Origin of the sequence: Pseudoalteromonas rubra, assembly GCF_000967655.1 — a bacterium.
GTDB lineage: Bacteria > Pseudomonadota > Gammaproteobacteria > Enterobacterales > Alteromonadaceae > Pseudoalteromonas > Pseudoalteromonas rubra_A.
Window position 1 is genome coordinate 85,093 of the sequence record NZ_JXYA01000041.1, and the last position, 21,688, is coordinate 106,780.

A 21,688-nucleotide genomic window follows, 5' to 3' on the forward strand; every position below is an offset into this window, starting at 1 on the left:
AATAAAACAGATTAAAAATCATTGTACCGATTTTTACAATTAAAAAGTTAACGACAATGTAACAGAAACCCTTTAAACTCCCACTCGGTTTTTAACAACCAAACAACAATATAAATTAAAAATAGAACACGGGAATAATAAAATGATTACAAGAAAAGGGCCTTTGTGCCTGACAATGGGCCTGGCTGGCAGCGCGTTAAGCCTGCTCAGTACCATGGCATGGGGACAGGTAGACAACGGAGATTTCGAGCAGTGGCAGCTGGGTACACCCAGCAACTGGACCACCATTGATTCGGGTATCTCATTGACTACCGAACAGAATCGCGTTTACAGCGGACAGACGGCGGCGGCCGTCAATGTGCTGACAACAACGCAGGGGAATACCGATCTGGCACAAACCGTCACGGTTGAGGCCGGTAAAACCTACACCTTCAGTACCTGGGTCTACCATACTGAAGGCGGCGTCAGGGCTCGCCTGGTCGCTGACGGTTATCACAATTATTCGGATCCGCAACAGTTAAACCAATGGCAACAACTGCGCCATGATTATACGGCCACCAGCAATGGCCAAATCACGGTTGGGCTGCGTTTTTATGACGTCAGCGGATTTGACGGCAATGAAACCGTCTATGTTGATCACTTTCAGCCCAGCGGCACTACGAGCACACCGCCACCAACCGGTGGTGCCTGCCAGGCCAATGCGCTGACCTTCAACCTGACCACAGACAAGTACGGTGAGGAAACCAGCTGGGTAATTAAAAACGCGTCGAATACGACCGTTGCCAGCGGCCAGAATTATGGCGCTAATCAGAGCTACAGTGAAAACCTGTGCTTAACCGATGGCTCATACACTTTTACGATATCTGACAGCTATGGTGACGGTATTTGTTGCAGTTATGGAAACGGTTCATATAGTCTGAACGGTTCATCCGGGACGATAGCGTCGGGTAGCCAGTTCACTTCATCGGCTTCACACAGCTTCACACTGGGCAGCGATAATGGCGGTGGCGACGGTGGTGGTGATACCCCTACCGGCTACTACAGTGCCGCAGCTGGTTTATCAGGTTATGCCCTGAAAACGGCCCTGCACAACATCATTGCCAGCCATAATAATCAGGGTTATGGTGCTATCTGGTCGTTCATCGATCAGTACGAGCGCGACCGCTACTTTGAGAACAATGGCACAGTGCTGGACCGCTATTCTGAAAAGCCAAGCGGCACGGACAGTCACGAGTTTACGGCGGTGGGCGATCAGTGTGGCACAGCCCGCATTGAGGGCGATTGTTACAACCGTGAGCATTCATTTCCGAAAAGCTGGTTTGGTGGCAAAATTGAGCCAATGAACTCAGACATTCACCATATCTTTGCCTCCGACGGCTATGTGAATAACCGCCGCAGCAGCTTCCCGTTTGGCGAAGTCGGCAGCAGTACTTATGTCTCAAGCAACGGCAGTAAAGTGGGCAGCGCCTCGGGCATAGGTTACAGCGGTACTGTGTTTGAGCCGATTGATCAGTTCAAGGGCGACTTTGCCCGCGCCTACTTCTATATGGCCACGCGCTATCAGGATCGTATCAGTAGCTGGCAGAATTATTCCAGCTACAGCGATGCGGTCCTTAATGGCAGCAGTGATCAGGTCTTTGAGAGCTGGGTAGTCACTATGCTCAAACGCTGGCATCAGGCCGATCCGGTTGATGCACTGGAGCGTGCCCGCAACGAAGGTGCCTATCAGTTCCAGGGCAACCGCAACCCGTTTGTGGATCACCCTGAGTTTGTAGAGCAGATCTGGTAGACACAATTTCAACTCTAAAAAGCAAAAATCCTACTAACATTAAGCGGCCTGCATCACATATTTGGATACCACTGTAGGCTGCTTAAAATACAACCACCTTCTCAAAGTAGTACGCTATCAATTATGTTATGACATGGAAACAATTACGCAGGTCTATACTTGAATACTTGCGTTTGATACAAACGCTTAGAAGGCCTTAATTATGAGGGGACCCCCAAAGCCTATCATTACTATGGAGATGGTGAAGTTTGAATATTTTAACCTCTCTACTAGCTTACTGCAAAAGTACGAAAATTTGACAAAAATGTTGTTTCTTTGTAAAGTTACCCAACTGTTAAATTTTTTTAATACTTTAAATCAATTGGCAGTCCAAGTAAGACTTTAAACATAGATTAAGGATATCCCTATGAACAAAAGACTAAACAAGCGTGATAAACTAGTCACAAAGACCAAAGCGTCTGCGCTAGTTATCTCTCTTGCGCTGGTCGCAGGTCTAGCGGTTGCAAAAAGTGAAGTAAAAGCTACTGGCTTGAATAGTCATGTCAGCAACGGTAAGCCCGCTTACCCCCCTATAGAGCCAAAAGAGACGAAACCTCTTATAGATATTATTTGGGGTAAACTCACGGCATAGAAAGTTTGATTGGCCGCGTTTTTAGAAGTGTTGAATATCACGGCCAATCCCAAATTTAATAAGAACACTCAAGAGCTTGCTTCATTTTTTTGTGTCTTAACATCTCATGTTGAAAATACGAACACCCACCCATTTTATTTTTTATTTCCATTAAATCACTTTTGTGAGTTTCATACCCATGAAATACATGTAAGCTATAAAGTGCCAGCTTTACCCACTCTATTTCGTCAATAATTGGGCGCTTTTTAAATTGCTCAATTTCCTTATCATTTAGTAAAGAGCTGTCTGAAGCTATCGCCAGCGCAGATCTTAACCGCTTTCGTGATTCATAAAAATCATTTTCATTAGGTGCCAAGTCGTACCTAATCATATAAAGCTTAGCTAAGTTCAAATCTCTAACGGCTTCATTGCCTTTACCAAGTTTATCTATTGATAAGGTTTTATATCTAGCTATTGCACCATCAATACCACTTCGAACTTTCATCACTCGATCGTCTTTAAAGTTTTCTAACGACTCAACATTATTCCAAGCTTCAATTATTGCCATAATTAAGTTAAATTGAATCGTGTAGGTATGTAGCTGCTCGTAGATCTCAGGGTTTTTCAAGCGCGCATATCCTTTTCCAACTCGCTCCCCAGCCAAAGCGTAAATCAATAAAAAAGGGATAAGAATTGTACATGTGAGCCCTACCGCCCATTTTCCTGTAACTTTAAAGGGCCCAGCGGTTACTGAGTTTTCTTCATTATCAAGCTCTGACATACTTCTTTCCTCTTTAAAACATGCATTGAAATGTTACCTTTATCTAATTTTTTTAATTCAAATTCCTGCTCAGACCACATAGCTAAATACTACTTACTTAACAATTAAAGCTATGGATATTGATGATATGGCCCGGTGAATTGGAGTTAAAGGTATGCTCCTACAAAAATACAGTCATGGAGCAAGCTTGTGATTTAAATTACTATTTGACAAAAACCTACTAATTTTCGCCATAATTTAGACAGTCAAGATGCTCTGATAACCACTTAGTAACCTGATTTGAAAAGGCTAAGACAACCACTCCATCACTTACCACCGCAACACATAGTGCAAAGTAACTCAAGCATACCTTACAAATCCAACCAAGCCTCCCTTCGCTCTTTGTATAAGCGCTTTATTCGCTTCTTCATAACCGAAGTTTCAATACTTGGTATTAGTCACTCTTTTGTTAACTTATAAAATGCACACAGTAAAATAACACAAAAACACAAAGAAAATCACCGAACAGAAACAAAAAAATGTAGTGAAGTTAATCAGTTCCGGAGACAAGCTTAATCTTCCAATCATACTTCAACTGCGAGTCACGAAAGAGTTTAGCCAGCTTCCCCCTTCGCAACTTCCTTTCCAAAGAGGAGCTTGTTGATAAAGTTCAAGTAGCGTCAGTAACACCACGATTCCAACTGTTTCTCTGATATTCTGGCATACCTAGTCTAGCCATTCTATTGAGCACTTTCACTTTGAGCACAGCTTCAGCATGCTTCTGATTGAATCGACAATTTTCCAGCTTGTCATGCATCAACTGTTTATATCGGTACATTGTCGTTCCCGCAAGTGAATATCGGTGGTAGCTCGCACACTTCTCCACTCACAGCTACCTAAATACTTTGTTCAAATGAACGCGCTGTTGCGAGCGTGTCCATCCTCCAACAACTGAGCGTTACACATTGGTAGGATCACTGCTTCGGCCTTTTTGGGTGCGACTTCGGCATAAAAGCCCATGGTACCACAGGCGCCATCCGCTTTTACCAAGCCGATCACACAAAGCTAAATTAGCTCAGTGATTTAGGAAGCAACACCCAATTACAGAGATTTTACACTTAGATAATACAGTCAAGGCAAAACTACGTAATGGTGGCAGGTGAATGTAGTTAATTCGGTAAACAGCCATGTCGGCCCTCCACTGACAAGGTATCAGTGTGACCGGTAGTGCCAGATCTAAGCTAATAAAAAAGCGAGCATACCAAGGTATGCTCGCTGAAGAATAAAAAAACCGGCCTAGTCCGTTAGACCGTAACCTACTCAACGGGTTGTGAGCTAATAAGCTAAGGCAATGGGCTGGCCACTGGCTGTTATCTTGGCTCTATGGTTAAGGGAGAAAGAGTAATTTTTGCGTTGTTGCTGGCGCCCATGTAACCGCTGTAATTTTGGCCTTCAAACAAGGTATAAAACACATCCACATAGTCATCATCATTGCTGAACCAGTGGTCCGGCATCGCTTTGATCAGCTGATTAGTCAGCTGAGGAATGATCGCATAACCCTGCACATTAGGATCCGGAATGGTGCGCATCACCTGAGTGACGATATCCAGGAAAGTCGTCGCTAAGTCTTTGTAATTGGTGTTGTCATCCTGTTCCATCAGCAGCACATCGGCGGCCTGCCAGCGATAACGCTCCCAGTGGATAAGGATTTGATTCGGCGTGTAGTCAGTGCCGTCATGATCCAGGTAGGGCATATCTACAATATCCAGAACTGGCTCATCCCGTGACGGGCTTACCCCTGTGACGATGCCATAGACTTCCGCTTTACCCAGTACCCAGGGCTCCTGATCATTGTTCAGGCGAATACGTTTCAAAACACTGGTCGAGATGGCTTCAGACTGAATCGTCATTTGGTTCGTTTGCAGCATCTCGGTAGAAAAACGCTCAACCGATTGCGCTTCTCTGGCACTGCTAAAAATGTTTTGCATCACGGCCAGCCCTTCACGGCGCACTTGCTGTTGATCCAGCTCCAGCACAAGCACCGGACGCTGTGGCATTTGCTGCGCATCTAACAGATGCAGCTGACCATCACTGTCATAGGCTTCAACATGGATCCAGGTTTTATCATCCCCTTTCGGTGCAAAGGCGATCAACGGCTCTTCGCCTTCCTGCCACTGGCTCAGCATGTCAGCAGAAGCCAGACGCAATTGGTAGAGGTTGCTGTCGCTTTGTGGCAAGCCTTTCAATACCCGAGTTTGCGTGCTTGCCTGTCCAATCAATGACTGTGCCTGTTGTGATACCTGCATATCCTGCACCGTCAGGCGTGGCTGACTGGCCAGCGCTGACTGCCAGCGCGGACCCTGCTGCGACAACTCTTGCGCCAGAGACTTCGCCATCACTTTTTTAATATCACTGACCTGAAAGGCCTGTGGATTAAAGCGGTCAATTTGCGCCAACGGCGCTGCTAGGTTACTCACTGTCTCAACCGGTGCTGCGGTTGCGCTCGCTGCTGCACTCAGGCCCAGGGCCAGTGCAGATAAGGTCATCTGAGATATGCGTTTCATTGTTATAATTCTCCAGAAATAATCCTGTTCCGGCCTCACCTGAACCACGGGAAGCCACCTCTCGTGTGCCAGTTCAAGATAAAACACGAAAATCAAATTATCAACACATTAATATAAAATTTACATAGAGAAATTAACAAAAAATGAATATATTTATGTTTTTTAAGAACTTTAAATATTAAAAAATAAGTAAGAAATAGATCTTTTAGGCAACAAGAGTGATGACTCTATTTGGTTTGGTTCATTATTAGTGGCAGAGAAACAGTGCCAAACAGGCAATATACCGGCAACACTGAACCTGCGAGATTGAGCAGGCCAGACCGGCTGAGTGCATGAGTTTAAGCAGGAGTCATTACTTCTCGTGAGGGTACAAAGCGCTTTCCATACCAGCACCGGTTGCACCGAAGACAGAGCGCCGTCGTTAAGTATCTAGACGCGCGCCTGAGGCTGCTCACCTAAGCTGGTCGAGCCTCGCAGACGCAGGAATCATTACTTTTCAGCAGGATACAGGGTGATTTCCATACCAGCACCGATAGCTGAGATACGTAGTAAAGTATCAACATGCAGCGCCTGAGAATAGCATTTAGGCTGCTCTCCACAGCTAAAACCAATATCAAAGGTCCGCTTCGAACATCCCAGCCACTGTTTGAGTGCAGACTTAGAGCATGATTCAATGAGTTCACACAAATGATTGATGGCTTTGTCCGGGCTCGTTACCTCGGCACTGGCCTCAATTCTGGCCAGCTGGCGATACTCATCCTGGTCATAGTGCAGTACCACGGCGTTCTTTTTAAGATCCGCAACCAGGGCAGAAATATCCTGCTTGGATTCTAACTCTAAGTCGACATTTAAAAACTGGATTTCTGACATGACGGGGCAATTACCTTGTTTCTTTTTTGAGTGGTTCGCTGCCAGATCCAGGTCATGTTCAGCGCCAGAACACGGTCGATTGGCAGGTGCGACAATATGTCACTACTGATTTTACGCGAATTCTCATAAGCTATCAGCAATTTTGACGAAAAAACACCACTATGAATAAGTCCAGCTTCAAATCTATCCGAAAATTCCACAAACTGGCAGGTTACCTGCTGGCATTACAGATCTTTGCCTGGTTGCTCGGCGGCCTGGTTATGAGCGCCATTCCTTTGGATATGGTACATGGCAAACATCTGGCTAAGCGCACGCTAGAGAATCCTTTTACTTACGTTGACTACACCGCTAACCTCAACCAGCTGGCGAACCGTGTTGCAGGATTTAACAGCCTGACCTTGCATCACTTTTTAGACCAGCCGATAATTGTTGTCACAGGCGCTGAACGCGCCTATTTCACCTCTGCTGGCGCGCCCTTCCCTACCCCAAGCGAAGCCCAGATCCGCGCCAATGCTCAGGCGCATTACCTCGGCAATAGCCTCATCGAGTCAGCACAACTGCTCACCCAAGGTCCCCGGGAAGTACAGTATCGCCCTCAGGTGTGGCAAGTCACATTTGCCGACACACTCAGTACAACCCTCTATCTGGATGCACAAAGTGGTCAGGTGATCACCGTTCGCAGTACGCTGTGGCGTATTTTCGACTTTTTCTGGATGCTGCATATTATGGATTATGACGAGCGTGATGATTTCAACAACCCCTTGCTGATCACCTTTGCCGCAAGCAGTGTGGCGTTTTGTCTCAGTGGTATCTTGCTGTTGTTGCAATCCCCGCCCTGGCGCAGGCGCCGTCAGCAAATCCGCTAGCTTCTCGCGCCTTACAAAGCGACCTGTTCTTAACCCGGGTTATGGCTTACACTCATTATTTGTGCAGCCGTTGACATTAATTAACAGTCAACCCGGTCTATCTGTTGTATTGTACAAAAAGTGTTGATAGTTTTTAGCGCAATGAATAGACAGGATAAACCATGATGCAATTCAGCAACTTATACCTTGCCATCGGATTGGCCCTAACCCTCACCGCACTCTCTGGATGCGGTGGCGGTGGTACAGAGAGCGGTACTGGCAGCAATTCTGGCACTGTAACAACCCCTGATAATAACAATAATAATGGTGGGGATGCCGGTGTTGACTCAGGCGGAAGCAGCACTGAGCCTAGCTGGCAGGCCGGCGTGTTTCCACCCGCGACAAATTTCATCAACTTCTGTGCTACCCCGCGCACCGGGCAAGACCCCTTCAACAATAATCAGCCCTATCCCGACAAAGCCGGGACCATGATGCATGAAAAAATGTGGTTGCGCTCGTTTAGCAACGAAACCTACTTATGGTATGACGAAATTGCTGATAACAATCCGAGCGATTTCAGCACCGTGGCAAGTTATTTCGCCCAGCTCAAAACAACTCAGCGTAATCCGGATAACTCACTGAAAGATCAGTTCCATTTTTCCACCACCTACGAAGCCTATCAAAAAGAAAGTCAGTCAGGTGTCACCACCAGCTATGGCATTCAATGGTCGGCTATCAAAACCGCCTCGCCAGATCGTAACTTTACCATTGCGTATATCGAGCCAAACTCACCGGCAGCAGCCAGTGGCCTGCGCAGAGGCGACCGTCTGGTCAGCATTGATGGCGAAGACTTTATAGATGGTGATAATGTCACGCTGTTCAATGAAGCCCTATTTCCCAGTGCTCCAAAGGCCTATACCTTTGTGTTCCGCCCTATACAGGGAGAAGATAAATCAGCCACAATGACGGCCGTCGACTTTGAGCAAAGCCCCGTGCAAAATACCAAAATCATACCGCACGGTGGAAAAAGCTTTGGCTATGTGCAGTTTAATCAGTTTATCCCCACTGCGCAGGCGCCTTTGATCGCAGCCTTTGATACCTTTAAAAACCGTAACGTCGATGAGCTGATACTGGATATGCGTTACAACGGTGGCGGCCTTGTCCACAGTGCTGCTCAACTGGGTTATATGGTGGCCGGTGACAGCTCACTGAGCCGCAATTTCGGGGTGACTACCTACAATGATAAACGCCAAAGTGAAAACCGCGTCTATACCTTCGAGCCTCGCCGAATAGACTGGACCCGCAACGAGTTTATGAATGACACGACTCTGCCCAGCCTGAACTTATCCAAAGTCTATGTACTAACCACCGACGATACTGCCTCAGCGAGTGAAATGGTCATCAACGGCCTGCGTGGTATTGATGTAGAGGTGATCCAGATAGGAACCACCACACGAGGTAAACCCTATGGTTTCTTACCTGCGCCCAACTGTGGCATGGTGTATTACACCATTCAGTCTAAGTCTGCCAATGAAAAGGGCTTTGGCGACTACGCCAATGGCTTCACCCCGACACCGGCCAGTCAGGTAAGCGGTGAAACCGGATTGGATGCGAAGGTGCCAGGCTGTCAGGTGAGCGATGATTTAAGCCATGCGTTAGGTGATGAGAATGAACAGCTGCTGGCAACCGCCCTGCATCACAGCGTAACTGGGACTTGCCTGGTCAATGAAGCATCGGGGGTGTCTGCCAAGCCTGATAACGGCGAGCAGGCAAATGAGCATAACGCAGTGACATTGCCATTCAAGCCTTTACGTCATGGTGCTATCCACACAAACCTCAAAGGACAATAACCATGAAATATTCGGGATGGTTTGCCAGTTTACTGGCCTTGCTGCTCACAGGTTGCCAGACCAGTAAAGCGGCGCCTGTCTATGCGGCCTTAATTGAACAAACCACCCCGGATATGATCCGCGAAATACAGCACGCCATCGTCGCCCTCAAGGGCGGCACGGCTCCTCAGCTGGCGCACAATGTGTTTATGCAGCACTCCACGTTATTCCTTGAAAAAGGCAATCCACTGGATCCCTATGGACAACCCATTGTCGGCAACAGAGAAGGTGGCATAACCGGTTTTGAACTGCAAAAACGCGGCGAGCAGTGTGTGTTATATTACCCCACAAGCGGAGAATATCGGGTGCTGCCTTCGGTGCCCTGCGTGATCAACCCGCAACAGCCTTAGCATGGCAAGCGCGAAGCCTCGCTTTGCGCCAGAGCGTGCTTGCAACCTTCCCCTATATCGGTAAACTGGCTGCCACTAATTGAGGGAGTCATATGTCGTTATCACCAGCCGAATTATTCACCCCCCAGCTGTCATTTGCCAGTTACAGCAGCGCGTTTTGCATTGCCGATTATCAGGACAGTGATTTTGCCCGCTATGCTCAACCGTTGCCCGATAAACTCGGCCGTGCTGTTGCCAAGCGCAAGGCCGAATACCTGGCCGGACGCCACTGTGCCAGTCAGGCGTTACAAATGCTGGGATTGCCTCATACCGTGATTGCCAGTGCCGACAATCGTGCGCCTATCTGGCCAAAAGGCATTCAGGGCACCATCAGCCATACCCAGGAAGTAGCTATGGCGATGGTCAGTGATGATCCCAAGGTACGGGGATTAGGCATAGACTTGGAAAGGAAAATGTCAGACAAACAGGAGCGGGAGCTACAAACCCAGATCCTGGCAAAGGCAGAGCAGGCAGCGTTCGAACAGCTGAGTAAAACACAGAGCTGCCCGCTGACGTTGATCTTCTCCGCCAAAGAAAGCATTTATAAAGCGCTCTACCCTGTGGTACAACGCTTTTTTGGCTTTGAGGCAGCATGCCTGATTGAGCACAGCGATAATCAGCTGCACTTTGCGCTCACCGAGACACTGCATGAGACCCTGCCACAGGGCACCCGGATCAGCGTCTATTACCAGCTCAGTGACGAGCTTGTACTGACCGAGTGCTGCCTGCGCGCCGCGCCCTAAGCCAGCGCCGTTTGCTGTGCTGATGACTCAGCGGGCGCCGTGCTGGCAGGCTCGCTGAGACAACCGTTGTCCATTTTAAGTAGCCGGTCGGCCAGGCCAAAATACTTGTCATCATGGGTTATCACCAGCACGGTTTTGCCCTGAGCGCTTAGTTCTGGCAACAGCTCGCGATAAAACACGTCTTTAAAGACTGGATCCTGATCCGCCGCCCATTCATCAAAGATGTAAAACGGCCTGTCTTCCATATAGGCCACCACCAACGCAAGGCGCTTACGCTGACCCTGCGAGAGCTTTTGGGTGGTAAACGCACCGTCTTTAATCGCCACTTTATGGTGCAGGTTCAGCTTGCGGATCAAGGCATTGCCTTTCTCTTCCAGCGCTTTTCCTTGACACCCCAGGACTCTATCAAAGAGATAAAAATCACTGAATACTGTGCTGAATAGCTGGCGATAATCATCGAACTGCGCCGATTGCACCGCTTGCCCGTCAACCAGCACCTGTCCCTGCTGCGCTTCAAACAGACCGCACAACAATTTAGCAAAGGTGGTTTTACCACTGCCGTTGCCGCCCACCAGATAGACTAACTCGCCTTTGCGTAGCGTCAGATTAATCGGGGTCAGGGCAAACACTTCATCACTTTGCTCGTGGTAATAACCGTGACTTATGTCTGTCAGGGTAAGCTGGTTAAAGTCATTCATGGCCTCATTGCTGCTCGGCATCAGCGCCATGTCTTTGGTTAACGTGGCGATGGTATTGGCCGAGGCTTTCGCGGCAGCAGCTTTGGGAATGGCGGCCAGCATCACCTCCAGTGGCGTCAGCATATACAAAAATAACAGCGCAAAGCCCGACATCACCTTACCACTGTCTGCCCCGGGCGCGGACAGATAAAACAGTGCGCCACCGATAAAGGCAAAGACACTAAAACCGCCCCAGGATGCCGCATAGTGATACATGCTGGCGCCCTGCACCCGGCGCTTTTGCAATAAAGTAATGGTGCTGCCAATCACATCCTGAAAGAAGGTTTCACGCTTTTTACGGTGTAGCTTGAGCTCTTTTGCGCCGGCATAAATGGCATCGAACTGATCGTATAAAGTGTCCTGAATTTTCGCCGCCTCGGTCACTTTTCGAAACGCATTGGCATTGGCCAGACTGTAGCCTACTGAGCCCAGTACCAGCGTAAGCAGAGCGAATAAAAATACCTGCCAGTCGAGCCAGGCCATGTAAACAAAGCTGCCCAGCACCACCATGGCATTACTGAGAATATTCGGCAGGCTCTGGAAAAACTCCGCCACTTTGAGGCTATGCTCGGTCAGGCAGGATTTAATCTTGCCAGCGCCCTGCGCTTCAACATGACTGAATTGCGCGCCTATCACGTGTTCAGCTACCTCGCGGCGCACCGTGGCCTGACTTTGCTGGCTAAGCTGCTCAGCGAGTAATTTAGAGGCCAGTTGCAGGCTCACTCCCAGACAGGCCAGTACGGCAAACCAGATAAACTGCTCAGAGCGGCCAGCCTGATCACTGTTAATGATTTCGTTGATCAGTGCAACCAGCGACACGCTGATCAAACCAAACAACACACTGCTGAGTGCGGTGGCGATAAAGCGCCACCAGGTATTACGGATCAATTTTGCAAGCACGGGGTCTCTCTTCTTTGCTGACGTGGATTTGCTTTAGGTGGTGACGAACAGGGAGTAAAAAAATTCACCCACAAAACGTCTAGGTATCGGTATTTGTAGCAAATCAAGCACGAGGTCCGCTTGCTTCCAACATTACAACCGTTTTTTCAGGGGCCCTTTCGGGAATATGGCGAGGCCGTCACTTTGTCACAGAGCCCGGACTTGCCGACACTGGCACAGCAATTTGCCGAGATAACGGCGTTAAAGAGCGCCATAGCTGGCTGGGCACGTGCTGAGGGGATAGATTCGCCCCGGGCACAAGCCTCTGTCTGGCATATGCGCTATTGCGTTAGGGTGCTGCCGAGCGTGCTGCTCAGCCACAGCGTGCTCAATCGGAACTTGCCTATAGCGGCGCAGCACGTGCAACTGTGTTTAACCACACAGCGGCTGATGCTGCCAACGTGTGGCCAGCCAGTTGCGTCTGCCAGCTGCACAGCCGAGAAATATCATTCGCTGATCTTTGCCCACTTTGCCCCGCTGCATGCCTTTCTCAGTCGCCATTTTAGCGTCACAGAGCGGGTATTGTGGAGCAATCTGGTGTTTCGCCTGCGCCACATCAGCACCACCATCGCCAGTGTGTTGCCTGATGCCTCTGGGCTGCAACAGGATGTGCGCTCCCTGCTGAGCCAAGATTGCTGGCAGGACAAGCCCAACCCGCTATTCAGTGCGCAGCGTAACGAATATATGGTCGCAGGCAAGCGGGTACGCGGTGCCTGCTGTTTGCTGCACGCCCACCCGCACAAAGACTACTGTGGCGACTGCCCCAAGCGCCCGGAGTTTATGGCGGCACGCAAAACCGCCCGCAAGCAAATTGCCTGCGGGACTAAATCTTTTTCGCAATGAGTCGTCTTGGTCACATCTCGCTGAGTGCAGTTTGCATCAGCGTTGCTATCGACAGAGTCAACAGAGGAAAGTAAACCATGCATGCTGGTCAATTATCCGAGCCCACCCAGACGCACGAACTTGGCGAGTTCCGGCCCGAGCAGGACTGTTTATTTGTGTCCGGGCCGTCATGCCTGATAAGCCGCGGTGTGGCCAGACGTTTTACCTTACCCATCAATGACAATGCGGCATTGACCAGCAGACTTAAGCAACAGCTGGACGAACATGCCGCCAGAAGCAACGGCCAGGCCATTGCCTTCGGTGTGGTGCCGTTTTGTAAGCAACAACAGGCTCAGTTTATTATCCCGGAGCAGGTCAGCACGCTGGACAAGCAACTGTTTGCACAGTGCCTGAGCGCACAACAGGCTGGCGCGCAGACGCCCAATCGTTTGCAGTCGGTGCACTACAAACAGGACAGAGCTCATTTTGAGCAGACCGTGCGCGACGCCAAAGAACTGTTTGCCGATGGCCAGCTGGATAAAATCGTCCTCAGTAAACAAGTAGAACTGCACTTTGAACAGCCGCTGGACCAGGTGGGCGTGCTCTCACAACTGCTAACGCAAAGCCCCAGTGGCTATCACTTTTCTATTCCTGCTCAGTTGCATGATGCCCATACTGAGCAACATGCCGGCGTACTGATGGGTGTGAGCCCGGAGCTGCTGCTGCGCAAAACAAACGAGCAGATTTTTAGTAATCCGCTGGCCGGGTCCATTCCCCGCGACCCTTGCCCCAGTGTTGAAGCCCAGCGCCGCGCTACCTTGTTCGCGTCGAAAAAAGACCGTTTTGAACATGCCGTGGTCTTGCAGGACATGGCCCAGATCCTCGGCCCGCTCTGCAATCAGTTGCATATCCCTGAGCAACCCGATCTGCTCAGCACGGCGACTATGTGGCATTTATCTACCGTGATCGAAGGCACACTCAAAGCCCCCGAACAGAGTGCGATTGCACTGGCCAACCGCCTGCACCCGACACCGGCGCTGTGCGGTAAGCCCACAGCGCTTGCGTACCAACACATTGACGCGCTGGAAGGTCATGGCCGCGGCCTGTTCTCCGGGATCGTCGGCTGGTGCGACAACCAGGGCAATGGAGAGTGGGTGGTGGTGATCCGCTGTGGTTACCTGCAAGCCAACCTGGCGACCCTGTTTGCCGGTGCCGGCATTGTCGCCGCCTCCGATCCCAGCTCAGAATGGCTGGAAACCGAAGCCAAATTAAACACTATGCTGAACGCGCTGGACGTACGGCATGCCTATCACTTAGCAACGAAACACACACTATGAGTATTGAATATACCCCGTGGCCCGAAGATCTGGCCGCCCACTACCGCGCCCAGGGCTACTGGCAGGATAAACCGCTCACCAGTATTTTGTACGAGCAACTGGCGCACAACGGACAAGGCATTGCCGTGGCCGATGCCAATCGACAGCTGAGCTATCAGCAGCTGGATGACTACAGCTCAAACCTGGCAGCGCAGCTGGCCAGCCAGGGACTGCAATCAGGCGACACGGCGCTGGTTCAGCTGCCCAACTGTGTGGAGTTTTACATCAGCTATTTTGCGCTGCTTAAACTCGGTGTTGCCCCTGTGTGTGCCCTGTTTAATCATCAGCGCACTGAGCTACAAAGCTACTGCGAGATTCTGCAGCCCAAGCTGTTGATTGTCTCATCAGCTCAGGCGCTGTTTGCCGATGAGTCGTTCACGCACGAGCTGTATAATCGCTTTGCCTGTATCAGCCACATCATGGTCGATCACAGCAAAGGCAATAGCGAACTCAAACAGGCCTATTTACAAACGCGTACCTTTAATGCACCAAAGCTCAATCCAGAAGATGTGGCGTTTTTCCAGCTCTCTGGCGGCAGCACCGGTACTCCGAAACTGATCCCGCGCACCCACAATGATTACCTCTATTCTGTGGTCGCCAGCCGGGATATTTGCCAGCTGCATGGCGACACCCGCTATTTATGTGCCCTGCCGGCACCGCATAATTTCCCGCTCAGCTCACCCGGTGCACTGGGTGTATTCGCCGCCGGCGGCTCCGTGATCCTGGCCTCCGATCCCAGTCCCAGCCACTGCTTTCCTTTAATTGAACGCTTTGCCATCACCCACACCGCACTGGTGCCACCGGCCTTGCAGCTGTGGTTGCAACACGCCCAGCAAAGCCAGCATGACCTGAGCAGCCTGGCGCTGATCCAGGTTGGCGGTGCCAAACTCAGCCGCACTGTGGCCGAGCAGGTCAGGCCGTTGCTGGGTGCCCAGCTTCAGCAAGTCTTTGGTATGGCAGAAGGACTGGTCAACTACACCCGCCATGACGATGACGACGAGCTGGTACTGACCACTCAGGGTCGCCCGATCAGTCCCGACGATGAAATCAAAGTGGTCGATGAGCACGGCCAGCCAGTCGCGCCCGGTGAAGCTGGCAGACTCCTGACCCGTGGCCCCTATACCTTCAGGGGCTATTACAAGTCACCTCAGCATAACGCCAGTGCATTTGATGCAGACGGGTTTTATGCCTCGGGCGACCTGGTAAAACAACTGTCTTCCGGCCACCTGATTGTGGTTGGGCGTGATAAAGATCAGATCAACCGGGGCGGTGAGAAAATCGCGGCCGAAGAAGTGGAAAACCATTTGCTGGGCCACCAGCACATCGAGCAGGTAGCCATTGTCTCTATGCCCGATGCCACCCTGGGCGAAAAAAGTTGTGCCTTTGTGGTCGCAGCCGAAAAGCTCACCCCGCTGCAACTGCGCAAGTATCTGCGCCAGCTGGGGATCGCCGATTTCAAAGTGCCCGATAAATTCCAGTTTGTTGCCAACTTACCCCTGACTGCGGTCGGTAAAGTCGATAAAAAAGCCCTGCGCGCCACCTTCGACGGCCAGGCCTGATTAATAAAAGAAGCAAAAACACCATGAGTATTCCTAAGCTATCCCATTACCCGTTACCCCGCGCTGCGGAGTTGCCCGAAAACCGCGTTGACTGGCAGCTTGATGCCAGCCGTGCCGCCTTACTGATCCACGATGTACAGCATTATTTTGTTGGCTACTATGGCGACAACAACCCGCTGATTGAAACCATGATCAGCCACATCCAGCGCCTTAAACAGTTCTGTTACGAGCAAGGCATTCCGGTCTTTTACACCGCGCAACCGATCAAACAGGGCCAGCATGAGCGCGGGCTGCTGAGCGATATGTGGGGCCCGGGCTTGCAAGACCCAGCCCAGCAACCGATTGTTGATGCGCTGGCCCCCTCCGAACAGGACGTGGTACTGACCAAGTGGCGCTACAGTGCTTTCCAAAAGTGCGACTTTGAACAGCAACTGCAAGAACGCGGCCGTGATCAGCTGATGATCGTTGGTATCTATGGCCATATCGGTGTGATGACCACCGCGGTCGACGCCTTTATGCGTGATATTCAGCCCTTTGTGATTGCCGATGCAATCGCCGATTTCAGCCGCGATGAGCACCTGATGGCACTGAACTTTGTGGCCGGGCGCTGCGGTAAAGTGGCGACGGTTGCCGAGATCCTGGGCGAAGAAACACAGGACATCACCACGCTTGAAGGCCTCAAAGCGCATATCCTGCCACTGATTGATTGTGAGGAAGATGAATTTGATGAGCATGAAAGCCTCATCGACTATGGCCTGGATTCCGTACAGGTGATGAACCTGATTGCCCTGTGGCAGCAGCAAGGCATAGAAACCAACTTTATTGAACTGGCCCAGATCCCGACGCTGGCCGCCTGGGTTGAGCTACTCGAAGAGCGTAAGGAGGACTGATGTCCAGCGCTTTGCCATTAACCGACTCGCAGCAGGCCATGTGGCTGCTGCACACCATCAGCGGTCGGGGTACCTTATTTAACGTCGCCGAATGTATCGAGTTTCAGGGTCAGATCTCGGCAACCATGTTACAGCAGGCACTGGCCCACGTTTGGCAAAGCAGCGACTGTCTGGCGAGCCGGTTTGTCCATGACGCCAGTTTTGTGCCTCAGCTGCGTCCGAACAAGGACGTGCCGCAGATCGATATTCACACTCAGGACACCCAGCCAGAAGACATTCAGGCTTTTGCCAATGACTTTGTTGCACCGTATATGGCACAGAGTTTTTCACTGCCCGATGAGGCTTTGCTAAAGCTGACGCTGGTACGCACGCCAGAGCAAGATCTGCTGTTTATTGTCGGCCACCATTTGCTGCTCGACGGCTACGGATTTGGTCTGTTTACTCAGGCACTGAACCGCAGCTATAACGCATTACAAAAAGGCCGGGCATTGCCCAATCTGCGCTTTGGTACACAAAGCCAGTTGCTCGAATGGCAACGCAGCGAAACCTATCTGGCCCGTCAGCAGGTGGCCAAAGCCACGCTGATCGCCTGGCTGGAAAACGCACCGCCACCACAAAGCTTTAGTGCCAAAGATGCGGACGTCACCGAGGCGAACCGCCGCCAAAGTGCCACTTTGAGCCGCGCAGACTGGCATACCATTCAGTCGGCCGCCACTTTGTGCCAGGCCGCGCATGCCGAGCTGCTGATCGCCGCCGTGTGCGCCGCGCTGGTTGCTAAATCCGCTCAGTACCATGTCACCCTTGGCATGATCATGATGAACCGCCAGCATCAGGTAGAGCTGAGCACGCCCTGTGTGCAAAGCAACGTGATGCCGCTGCCGCTGGAGCTGGATGCCGAAATGACCCTCAGCCAGTGCTGCCGGGTGATCAATCAGGGGATCAAAGCGCTGAAATCACTGCAAACCTTCCGGGTAGAAGAACTCAAGCGCGAACGCAACAAACAAGGTCTGAGCCCGCACGTATATGGCCCCACGGTTAACCTGTTGCCCTTCTCAAGCAGTCCAAAATACGGTGCGGTGTCGTGCCAGTCGCATATTCTCAGCGCCGGTGCCACCGACGACATTATGCTGCAATGGCATTTATTGCAGGACCAGCCGGCGAAACTGGATACCGACGCCAATGTTGCACGCTATTCAGATACTGAGCAACAGCAGGTGCAGGCGCAGATCTTTGCCGCTGCCCGTTGCTGGTCTGCACAACCAAACCGCACACTCCATTCAGTGATCGAAGAGCTCAGCGCAGGAGCAGAGTATGCCGTTTGATGCCAGACTCAAAGAGGAATATCGCGATAAGCTGGTGTGGATCAGTGGGGTTGGTCAGGGTATTGGCCTGGCCGCGGCGCAGCGTTTTCATGCCCTGGGTGCCAAAGTGATTGGCTTTGATCGCCAGTTCAGCGACCTCAGTGTGCTGCATCGTGCGGTGGAGTGCGATTTAGGTGCACCAGAGCAGCTCGCTCAGCAGCTGGACACGCTGATCGCCCAAGGCCTTGCCCCGTATAACCTGATCAGTATTGCCGGGGTACTGGAGCTGGGCGATTTAGAGCAGCTGACGCTTGCGCAGTGGCAACACTGTCAGCACGTCAACAGCACGGCTGTGTTTACCTTTTTACGTGCCTGCACCCCTCACTTTAAACAACAAGGCACAGGCGCGGTGGTGACCGTCGGCTCCAATGCCGCAAATACGCCACGCCAGCAAATGGCGGCCTATTGTGCCTCCAAAGCTGCGGTGACTCAGCTGACCCTCACAGCCGGACTGGAACTGGCCAACTTCGGTGTACGCTGCAATGTGATAGCACCCGGCTCGACACTGACACCAATGCAAACGGGCATGTGGCAAGATGATCAGGGCGCCCAACGGGTGATCGATGGCTTTGCGGCCCAGTACAAATTGGGGATCCCGTTACAAAAGCTGGCCACGGCCGAGGAAATTGCCGACAGTATCGTGTTTGTGGCATCCAGCCTGTCTTCCCATACCACTATGCAGGTACTGACCATTGACGGTGGCGCGACGTTTTAGCGTCTCGCCCCATGCTCCTGAGCAATTAGGTCAACGCCTCCAGCTGCTCAGCCTGAGCATCCATGATTCGTTGCGGGTCAAGACAAAACGCCTGGATCACTAACTGATAGATGTGCGCCAGATCGGCAATGTCCTGGACGTCGGCCGATTCGTTCACCTGGTGGATATTGTCGTTTCTGAGGCCAAATTCAATCACCTGAGTATGACTGGAGGCAATAAAGCGCCCGTCGGAGGTGCCGCCATCAGTGGTCAGTACCGGCACCTGTCTCACCACCGCTTCGATGGCATTGCAGATCAGGGCCACAAACTCATCCGCCTGATTAAAATACGGCGCGCAGGGGCGCTGCCACTCGATGTCGTAATTTAAGTCCAGGTCCAGCAAAATGTCGTCGATCAGGCGCTTCAGCTCCGCTTCGTTAAAACGGCTGCTATAACGAAAATTAAAGCAGACATCACAGGCGCCTGGCACCACGTTATCTACAAACTCGCCGCTGTTAAGCTGAGTCACCTGAAATGTGGTGCCCGGCATCTGCGGGGTGCCTTTGTCCCATTCCAACGCCAGTAAGCGTTGTAACAATCGTGCGGTATGATGGGTGGCATTGTCGCAGTTGTGCGGATAAGCCACATGACCCTGACGCCCGTACACCCGGATGTGCGCAGACAAAGAGCCACGACGACCAATTTTGAGTACATCGCCCAGCGTTTTGCGACTCGATGGTTCACCGACCAGGCAATAATCCGGCAGATGATCGACCCCCTGCTGCTTGAGATGGCTCATCAGCGCGGCCGTACCGTGCTCCGCCTCGCCTTCTTCATCACAGGTGATCAAAAACATCAGGCTGCCACGCGTACACTGCGCCAGAATAGACTCGACGGCAGCAATAAAGCAGGCAATTGCGCCTTTCATATCCGCAACGCCACGACCATACAAGCGGCCATCCTGAATGTTGGCGGCAAAGGGCGGACTTTGCCACAACTCCAGCGGGCCCGGCGGCACCACATCCAGATGTCCGGCAAAAGCCAGTGTTTCACCGGGGCCAAACACGCGTTTAGCCACCAGGTTGCGCACGCCCTGACGAGTGACTTCGTGGCAGTCAAAGCCAAGCGACTGTAACTTGCGCACTAAAAAGCAGAAGCTGCCGGCATCGTCCGGGGTAATGGATTTATAACGCACCAACTTTTGAGTCAGTGCAATGGCCTGTTCACTTAATGTCGCACAGCGTTTCAGAGCCGTTCCGGCAACTTGCATATGGCTTTACCCGTTTATTCTTAGTTATTGAAATGATGGACAAAAGTAAAACCTTTGCCCCGGTTGATTAGCTAGACGAGCCGATGGGTAAAAAATTCATATTAATTGCCGGATTTTTGCCCTGGATCAATGCGATTTTTTTCACTGCGCTTTGTGCTGATTTCCCCTACTTCAGCCCTAAAGAAACGCCCGCAGCCTTCGTCCTTAAAGGCAAGAAACACTATTTCACGCAGCTTTGCGTGTGGTTAAGGTAATCAAAGGCAAAACAATGAAACTATACGACGTGATTGGGATTGGATTTGGTCCCGCCAACCTGGCTCTGGCCATCGCCCTTCAGGAACAAAATAAACTGAGCGATCGAGTCTGCTTTATCGAAAAGCAGCAGGACTTTTTGTGGCATGGCGGCATGTTGCTGGACAACACCACGATGCAGATCTCGTTTTTAAAAGATCTGGTCTCGCTGCGCAACCCAACCAGTCACTTCAGCTTTATTAACTACCTGCACCATAACAAGCGTCTCGACAACTTTATCAATCTGAAAACCTTCTACCCGTCACGACATGAATTCAACGATTACCTGGGCTGGGCCGCCAGCCACTTCCGCGACTATTGTCATTTTGGTGAGCAGGTGTGCGCCGTAGAGCCGGTGCTGCTGGACGGCCAGGTTGATCACCTCAAAGTGATCAGTCGCGACAGCGAAGGTCAGCAAAGTGTGCGCCTGACCAAGCACCTGGTGGTCAGTGTGGGTGGTTCGGCCAAAGTACCGGCGCCATTCAATGCCTTACAGGATGCCGAGAACGTCTGGCATTCGTCACAATATCTGCATAACAAGGATAAAGTGCAAGACGGCGATCGCGTTGCGGTGATTGGTGCCGGTCAAAGTGGTGCCGAGATCTTTGCCGATCTGGCAGCGATGACCGAGCAGCCTGAGGTCGATATGATCATGCGTGCCGGTGCGATGAAACCTGCCGATTCCAGTCCGTTTGTTAATGAGATCTTTGATCCCGGCTTTACCGACGTGGTCTTCAGCAAGTCGCCGGAGCAAAGAGATCGTTACTTTAACGAGTTCCGCAGCACCAACTATTCAGTGGTCGATGAGCCACTGATCGACCACATTTACGCCAGCCTGTACCAACAAAAACTCAACGGCACAGAGCGTCTGGCGATCCGCAACCGTACCAGTGTCAATGCAGCCCGCATTAATACCGAGGGTAAAGTGGTTCTGGAGCTGGAAAACATCCATGGTGTCAGTCAGGTGGAATATGATCAGCTGGTGCTGGCCACAGGCTACCAGTATCCGAGCCGTTCACCGCTGCTTGAGCAGGTGAGTGAGTGGTTACAACCAAACATTACACGCCAATATCAACTGGAGACCAGCGAGCAGTTCAAGCCCAAGATCTTCACTCAGGGTGTGAATGAGCAGACCCATGGGATCAGTGATTCTCTGCTGTCTATTCTGGCGGTGCGATCCGCTGAGATTGTCGACGCCCTCGAGCTGTGATCTCCCTGTTACGGGCTTCCCTCGGAGCCCGTTTTTTTCCTTTCCAATCCCCACTTCATATACGCCAAACGCTTATTTAC

Annotated in this window: 19 protein-coding genes; 14 read left to right on the top strand and 5 right to left on the bottom strand. The window is 51.2% G+C overall.

Annotated features, from left to right (window positions below; all coding sequences use genetic code 11):
* Nucleotides 1–142 precede the first annotated feature (142 nt).
* Together TW77_RS16795 and TW77_RS16805 are read left to right on the top strand one after the other, a co-directional pair.
* On the top strand, nt 143–1,789 hold the full coding sequence (locus TW77_RS16795) for an endonuclease (protein WP_082078956.1): 1,647 nt from the start codon (nt 143–145) through the stop codon (nt 1,787–1,789).
* Nucleotides 1,790–2,195: 406 nt separating this feature from the next.
* Complete coding sequence (locus tag TW77_RS16805; protein ID WP_046006136.1) at nt 2,196–2,420, top strand: hypothetical protein; 225 nt, start codon at nt 2,196–2,198, stop codon at nt 2,418–2,420.
* Nucleotides 2,421–2,475: 55 nt separating this feature from the next.
* Here the strand turns inward: TW77_RS16805 and TW77_RS16810 are convergent, their stop codons facing one another.
* The 3 genes from TW77_RS16810 to TW77_RS16825 all read right to left on the bottom strand — a co-directional run bounded on the left by TW77_RS16810 (nt 2,476) and on the right by TW77_RS16825 (nt 6,593).
* A complete protein-coding gene (locus TW77_RS16810; protein WP_046006137.1) occupies nt 2,476–3,180 on the bottom strand; it encodes a hypothetical protein in 705 nt (234 codons plus the stop codon).
* Between the two features lie 1,349 nt (nt 3,181–4,529).
* Nucleotides 4,530–5,723, bottom strand: a complete 1,194-nt coding sequence (locus tag TW77_RS16820; RefSeq protein WP_046006138.1) for a DUF3103 family protein — start codon at nt 5,721–5,723, stop codon at nt 4,530–4,532.
* Nucleotides 5,724–6,212: 489 nt separating this feature from the next.
* Nucleotides 6,213–6,593: a hypothetical protein gene (locus TW77_RS16825; protein ID WP_046006139.1), complete on the bottom strand. Its 381-nt coding sequence runs from the start codon at nt 6,591–6,593 to the stop codon at nt 6,213–6,215.
* Between the two features lie 161 nt (nt 6,594–6,754).
* On the opposite strand from TW77_RS16825, the gene TW77_RS16830 reads away from it, so the two are divergent.
* The 4 genes from TW77_RS16830 (at nt 6,755) to TW77_RS16845 (ending at nt 10,459) form a co-directional block, all read left to right on the top strand.
* Nucleotides 6,755–7,459, top strand: a complete 705-nt coding sequence (locus tag TW77_RS16830) for a hypothetical protein (protein WP_046006140.1) — start codon at nt 6,755–6,757, stop codon at nt 7,457–7,459.
* A 161-nt stretch (nt 7,460–7,620) separates the two neighbouring features.
* Nucleotides 7,621–9,288 (top strand): S41 family peptidase, encoded by a 1,668-nt coding sequence (locus TW77_RS16835; RefSeq protein WP_046006141.1) that lies wholly within the window; start codon nt 7,621–7,623, stop codon nt 9,286–9,288.
* A gap of 2 nt (nt 9,289–9,290) precedes the next feature.
* Entirely contained in the window at nt 9,291–9,677 is a 387-nt protein-coding gene (locus TW77_RS16840) for a hypothetical protein (protein WP_052713239.1), read from the top strand.
* 92 nt (nt 9,678–9,769) lie between these two features.
* Nucleotides 9,770–10,459 (top strand): 4'-phosphopantetheinyl transferase family protein, encoded by a 690-nt coding sequence (locus tag TW77_RS16845; RefSeq protein ID WP_046006142.1) that lies wholly within the window; start codon nt 9,770–9,772, stop codon nt 10,457–10,459.
* On the opposite strand, the gene TW77_RS16850 is transcribed toward TW77_RS16845, so the two are convergent.
* A complete protein-coding gene (locus TW77_RS16850; RefSeq protein WP_046006143.1) occupies nt 10,456–12,096 on the bottom strand; it encodes a cyclic peptide export ABC transporter in 1,641 nt (546 codons plus the stop codon). The two genes, TW77_RS16845 and TW77_RS16850, sit on opposite strands and share 4 nt — an antisense overlap.
* A 120-nt stretch (nt 12,097–12,216) precedes the next feature.
* Here TW77_RS16850 and fhuF point away from each other — a divergent pair, with 120 nt between their 5' ends.
* The 6 genes from fhuF to TW77_RS16880 all read left to right on the top strand — a co-directional run bounded on the left by fhuF (nt 12,217) and on the right by TW77_RS16880 (nt 18,858).
* The gene (gene fhuF / locus TW77_RS16855; RefSeq protein ID WP_156158697.1) at nt 12,217–12,978 is read left to right on the top strand and encodes a siderophore-iron reductase FhuF; all 762 of its coding nucleotides are present in this window, start codon (nt 12,217–12,219) and stop codon (nt 12,976–12,978) included.
* A gap of 77 nt (nt 12,979–13,055) precedes the next feature.
* Entirely contained in the window at nt 13,056–14,294 is a 1,239-nt protein-coding gene (locus TW77_RS16860; RefSeq protein ID WP_046006145.1) for an isochorismate synthase, read from the top strand.
* Entirely contained in the window at nt 14,291–15,892 is a 1,602-nt protein-coding gene (locus TW77_RS16865) for a (2,3-dihydroxybenzoyl)adenylate synthase (protein WP_046006146.1), read from the top strand. Before TW77_RS16860 ends, TW77_RS16865 begins: the two co-directional genes overlap by 4 nt.
* A 23-nt stretch (nt 15,893–15,915) precedes the next feature.
* Complete coding sequence (locus TW77_RS16870) at nt 15,916–16,782, top strand: isochorismatase family protein (protein WP_046006147.1); 867 nt, start codon at nt 15,916–15,918, stop codon at nt 16,780–16,782.
* Nucleotides 16,782–18,104, top strand: a complete 1,323-nt coding sequence (locus TW77_RS16875) for a condensation domain-containing protein (protein WP_046006148.1) — start codon at nt 16,782–16,784, stop codon at nt 18,102–18,104. Before TW77_RS16870 ends, TW77_RS16875 begins: the two co-directional genes overlap by 1 nt.
* The gene (locus TW77_RS16880) at nt 18,094–18,858 is read left to right on the top strand and encodes a 2,3-dihydro-2,3-dihydroxybenzoate dehydrogenase (RefSeq protein ID WP_046006149.1); all 765 of its coding nucleotides are present in this window, start codon (nt 18,094–18,096) and stop codon (nt 18,856–18,858) included. Before TW77_RS16875 ends, TW77_RS16880 begins: the two co-directional genes overlap by 11 nt.
* Before the next feature lie 25 nt (nt 18,859–18,883).
* Here TW77_RS16880 and dapE read toward each other — a convergent pair whose 3' ends face one another.
* Nucleotides 18,884–20,107: a succinyl-diaminopimelate desuccinylase gene (gene dapE / locus TW77_RS16885; RefSeq protein WP_046006150.1), complete on the bottom strand. Its 1,224-nt coding sequence runs from the start codon at nt 20,105–20,107 to the stop codon at nt 18,884–18,886.
* 83 nt (nt 20,108–20,190) lie between these two features.
* Between dapE and TW77_RS25420 the strand changes: the two genes are divergently transcribed.
* Both TW77_RS25420 and TW77_RS16890 read left to right on the top strand, forming a co-directional pair.
* A complete protein-coding gene (locus tag TW77_RS25420) occupies nt 20,191–20,361 on the top strand; it encodes a hypothetical protein (RefSeq protein ID WP_162197966.1) in 171 nt (56 codons plus the stop codon).
* 14 nt (nt 20,362–20,375) lie between these two features.
* Nucleotides 20,376–21,608 carry a lysine N(6)-hydroxylase/L-ornithine N(5)-oxygenase family protein gene (locus TW77_RS16890; protein ID WP_046006151.1) on the top strand — a complete coding sequence of 411 codons (1,233 nt, stop codon included), beginning with the start codon at nt 20,376–20,378 and terminating at the stop codon, nt 21,606–21,608.
* The last annotated feature ends 80 nt before the right edge of the window (nt 21,609–21,688 follow it).

What these genes read in the sequence shown, in the direction of transcription:
- TW77_RS16860 (WP_046006145.1), top strand. Translation starts at nt 13,056, where the DNA reads ATGCATGCTGGTCAATTATCCGAGCCCACCCAGACGCACGAACTTGGC.
- TW77_RS16840 (WP_052713239.1), top strand. Translation starts at nt 9,291, where the DNA reads ATGAAATATTCGGGATGGTTTGCCAGTTTACTGGCCTTGCTGCTCACA.
- TW77_RS16810 (WP_046006137.1), bottom strand. Translation starts at nt 3,180, where the DNA reads ATGTCAGAGCTTGATAATGAAGAAAACTCAGTAACCGCTGGGCCCTTT.
- TW77_RS16795 (WP_082078956.1), top strand. Translation starts at nt 143, where the DNA reads ATGATTACAAGAAAAGGGCCTTTGTGCCTGACAATGGGCCTGGCTGGC.
- TW77_RS16875 (WP_046006148.1), top strand. Translation starts at nt 16,782, where the DNA reads ATGTCCAGCGCTTTGCCATTAACCGACTCGCAGCAGGCCATGTGGCTG.
- TW77_RS25420 (WP_162197966.1), top strand. Translation starts at nt 20,191, where the DNA reads ATGGGTAAAAAATTCATATTAATTGCCGGATTTTTGCCCTGGATCAAT.
- TW77_RS16825 (WP_046006139.1), bottom strand. Translation starts at nt 6,593, where the DNA reads ATGTCAGAAATCCAGTTTTTAAATGTCGACTTAGAGTTAGAATCCAAG.
- TW77_RS16835 (WP_046006141.1), top strand. Translation starts at nt 7,621, where the DNA reads ATGATGCAATTCAGCAACTTATACCTTGCCATCGGATTGGCCCTAACC.
- TW77_RS16845 (WP_046006142.1), top strand. Translation starts at nt 9,770, where the DNA reads ATGTCGTTATCACCAGCCGAATTATTCACCCCCCAGCTGTCATTTGCC.
- TW77_RS16870 (WP_046006147.1), top strand. Translation starts at nt 15,916, where the DNA reads ATGAGTATTCCTAAGCTATCCCATTACCCGTTACCCCGCGCTGCGGAG.
- TW77_RS16820 (WP_046006138.1), bottom strand. Translation starts at nt 5,723, where the DNA reads ATGAAACGCATATCTCAGATGACCTTATCTGCACTGGCCCTGGGCCTG.
- TW77_RS16830 (WP_046006140.1), top strand. Translation starts at nt 6,755, where the DNA reads ATGAATAAGTCCAGCTTCAAATCTATCCGAAAATTCCACAAACTGGCA.
- TW77_RS16805 (WP_046006136.1), top strand. Translation starts at nt 2,196, where the DNA reads ATGAACAAAAGACTAAACAAGCGTGATAAACTAGTCACAAAGACCAAA.
- TW77_RS16890 (WP_046006151.1), top strand. Translation starts at nt 20,376, where the DNA reads ATGAAACTATACGACGTGATTGGGATTGGATTTGGTCCCGCCAACCTG.
- dapE (WP_046006150.1), bottom strand. Translation starts at nt 20,107, where the DNA reads ATGCAAGTTGCCGGAACGGCTCTGAAACGCTGTGCGACATTAAGTGAA.
- TW77_RS16880 (WP_046006149.1), top strand. Translation starts at nt 18,094, where the DNA reads ATGCCGTTTGATGCCAGACTCAAAGAGGAATATCGCGATAAGCTGGTG.
- TW77_RS16865 (WP_046006146.1), top strand. Translation starts at nt 14,291, where the DNA reads ATGAGTATTGAATATACCCCGTGGCCCGAAGATCTGGCCGCCCACTAC.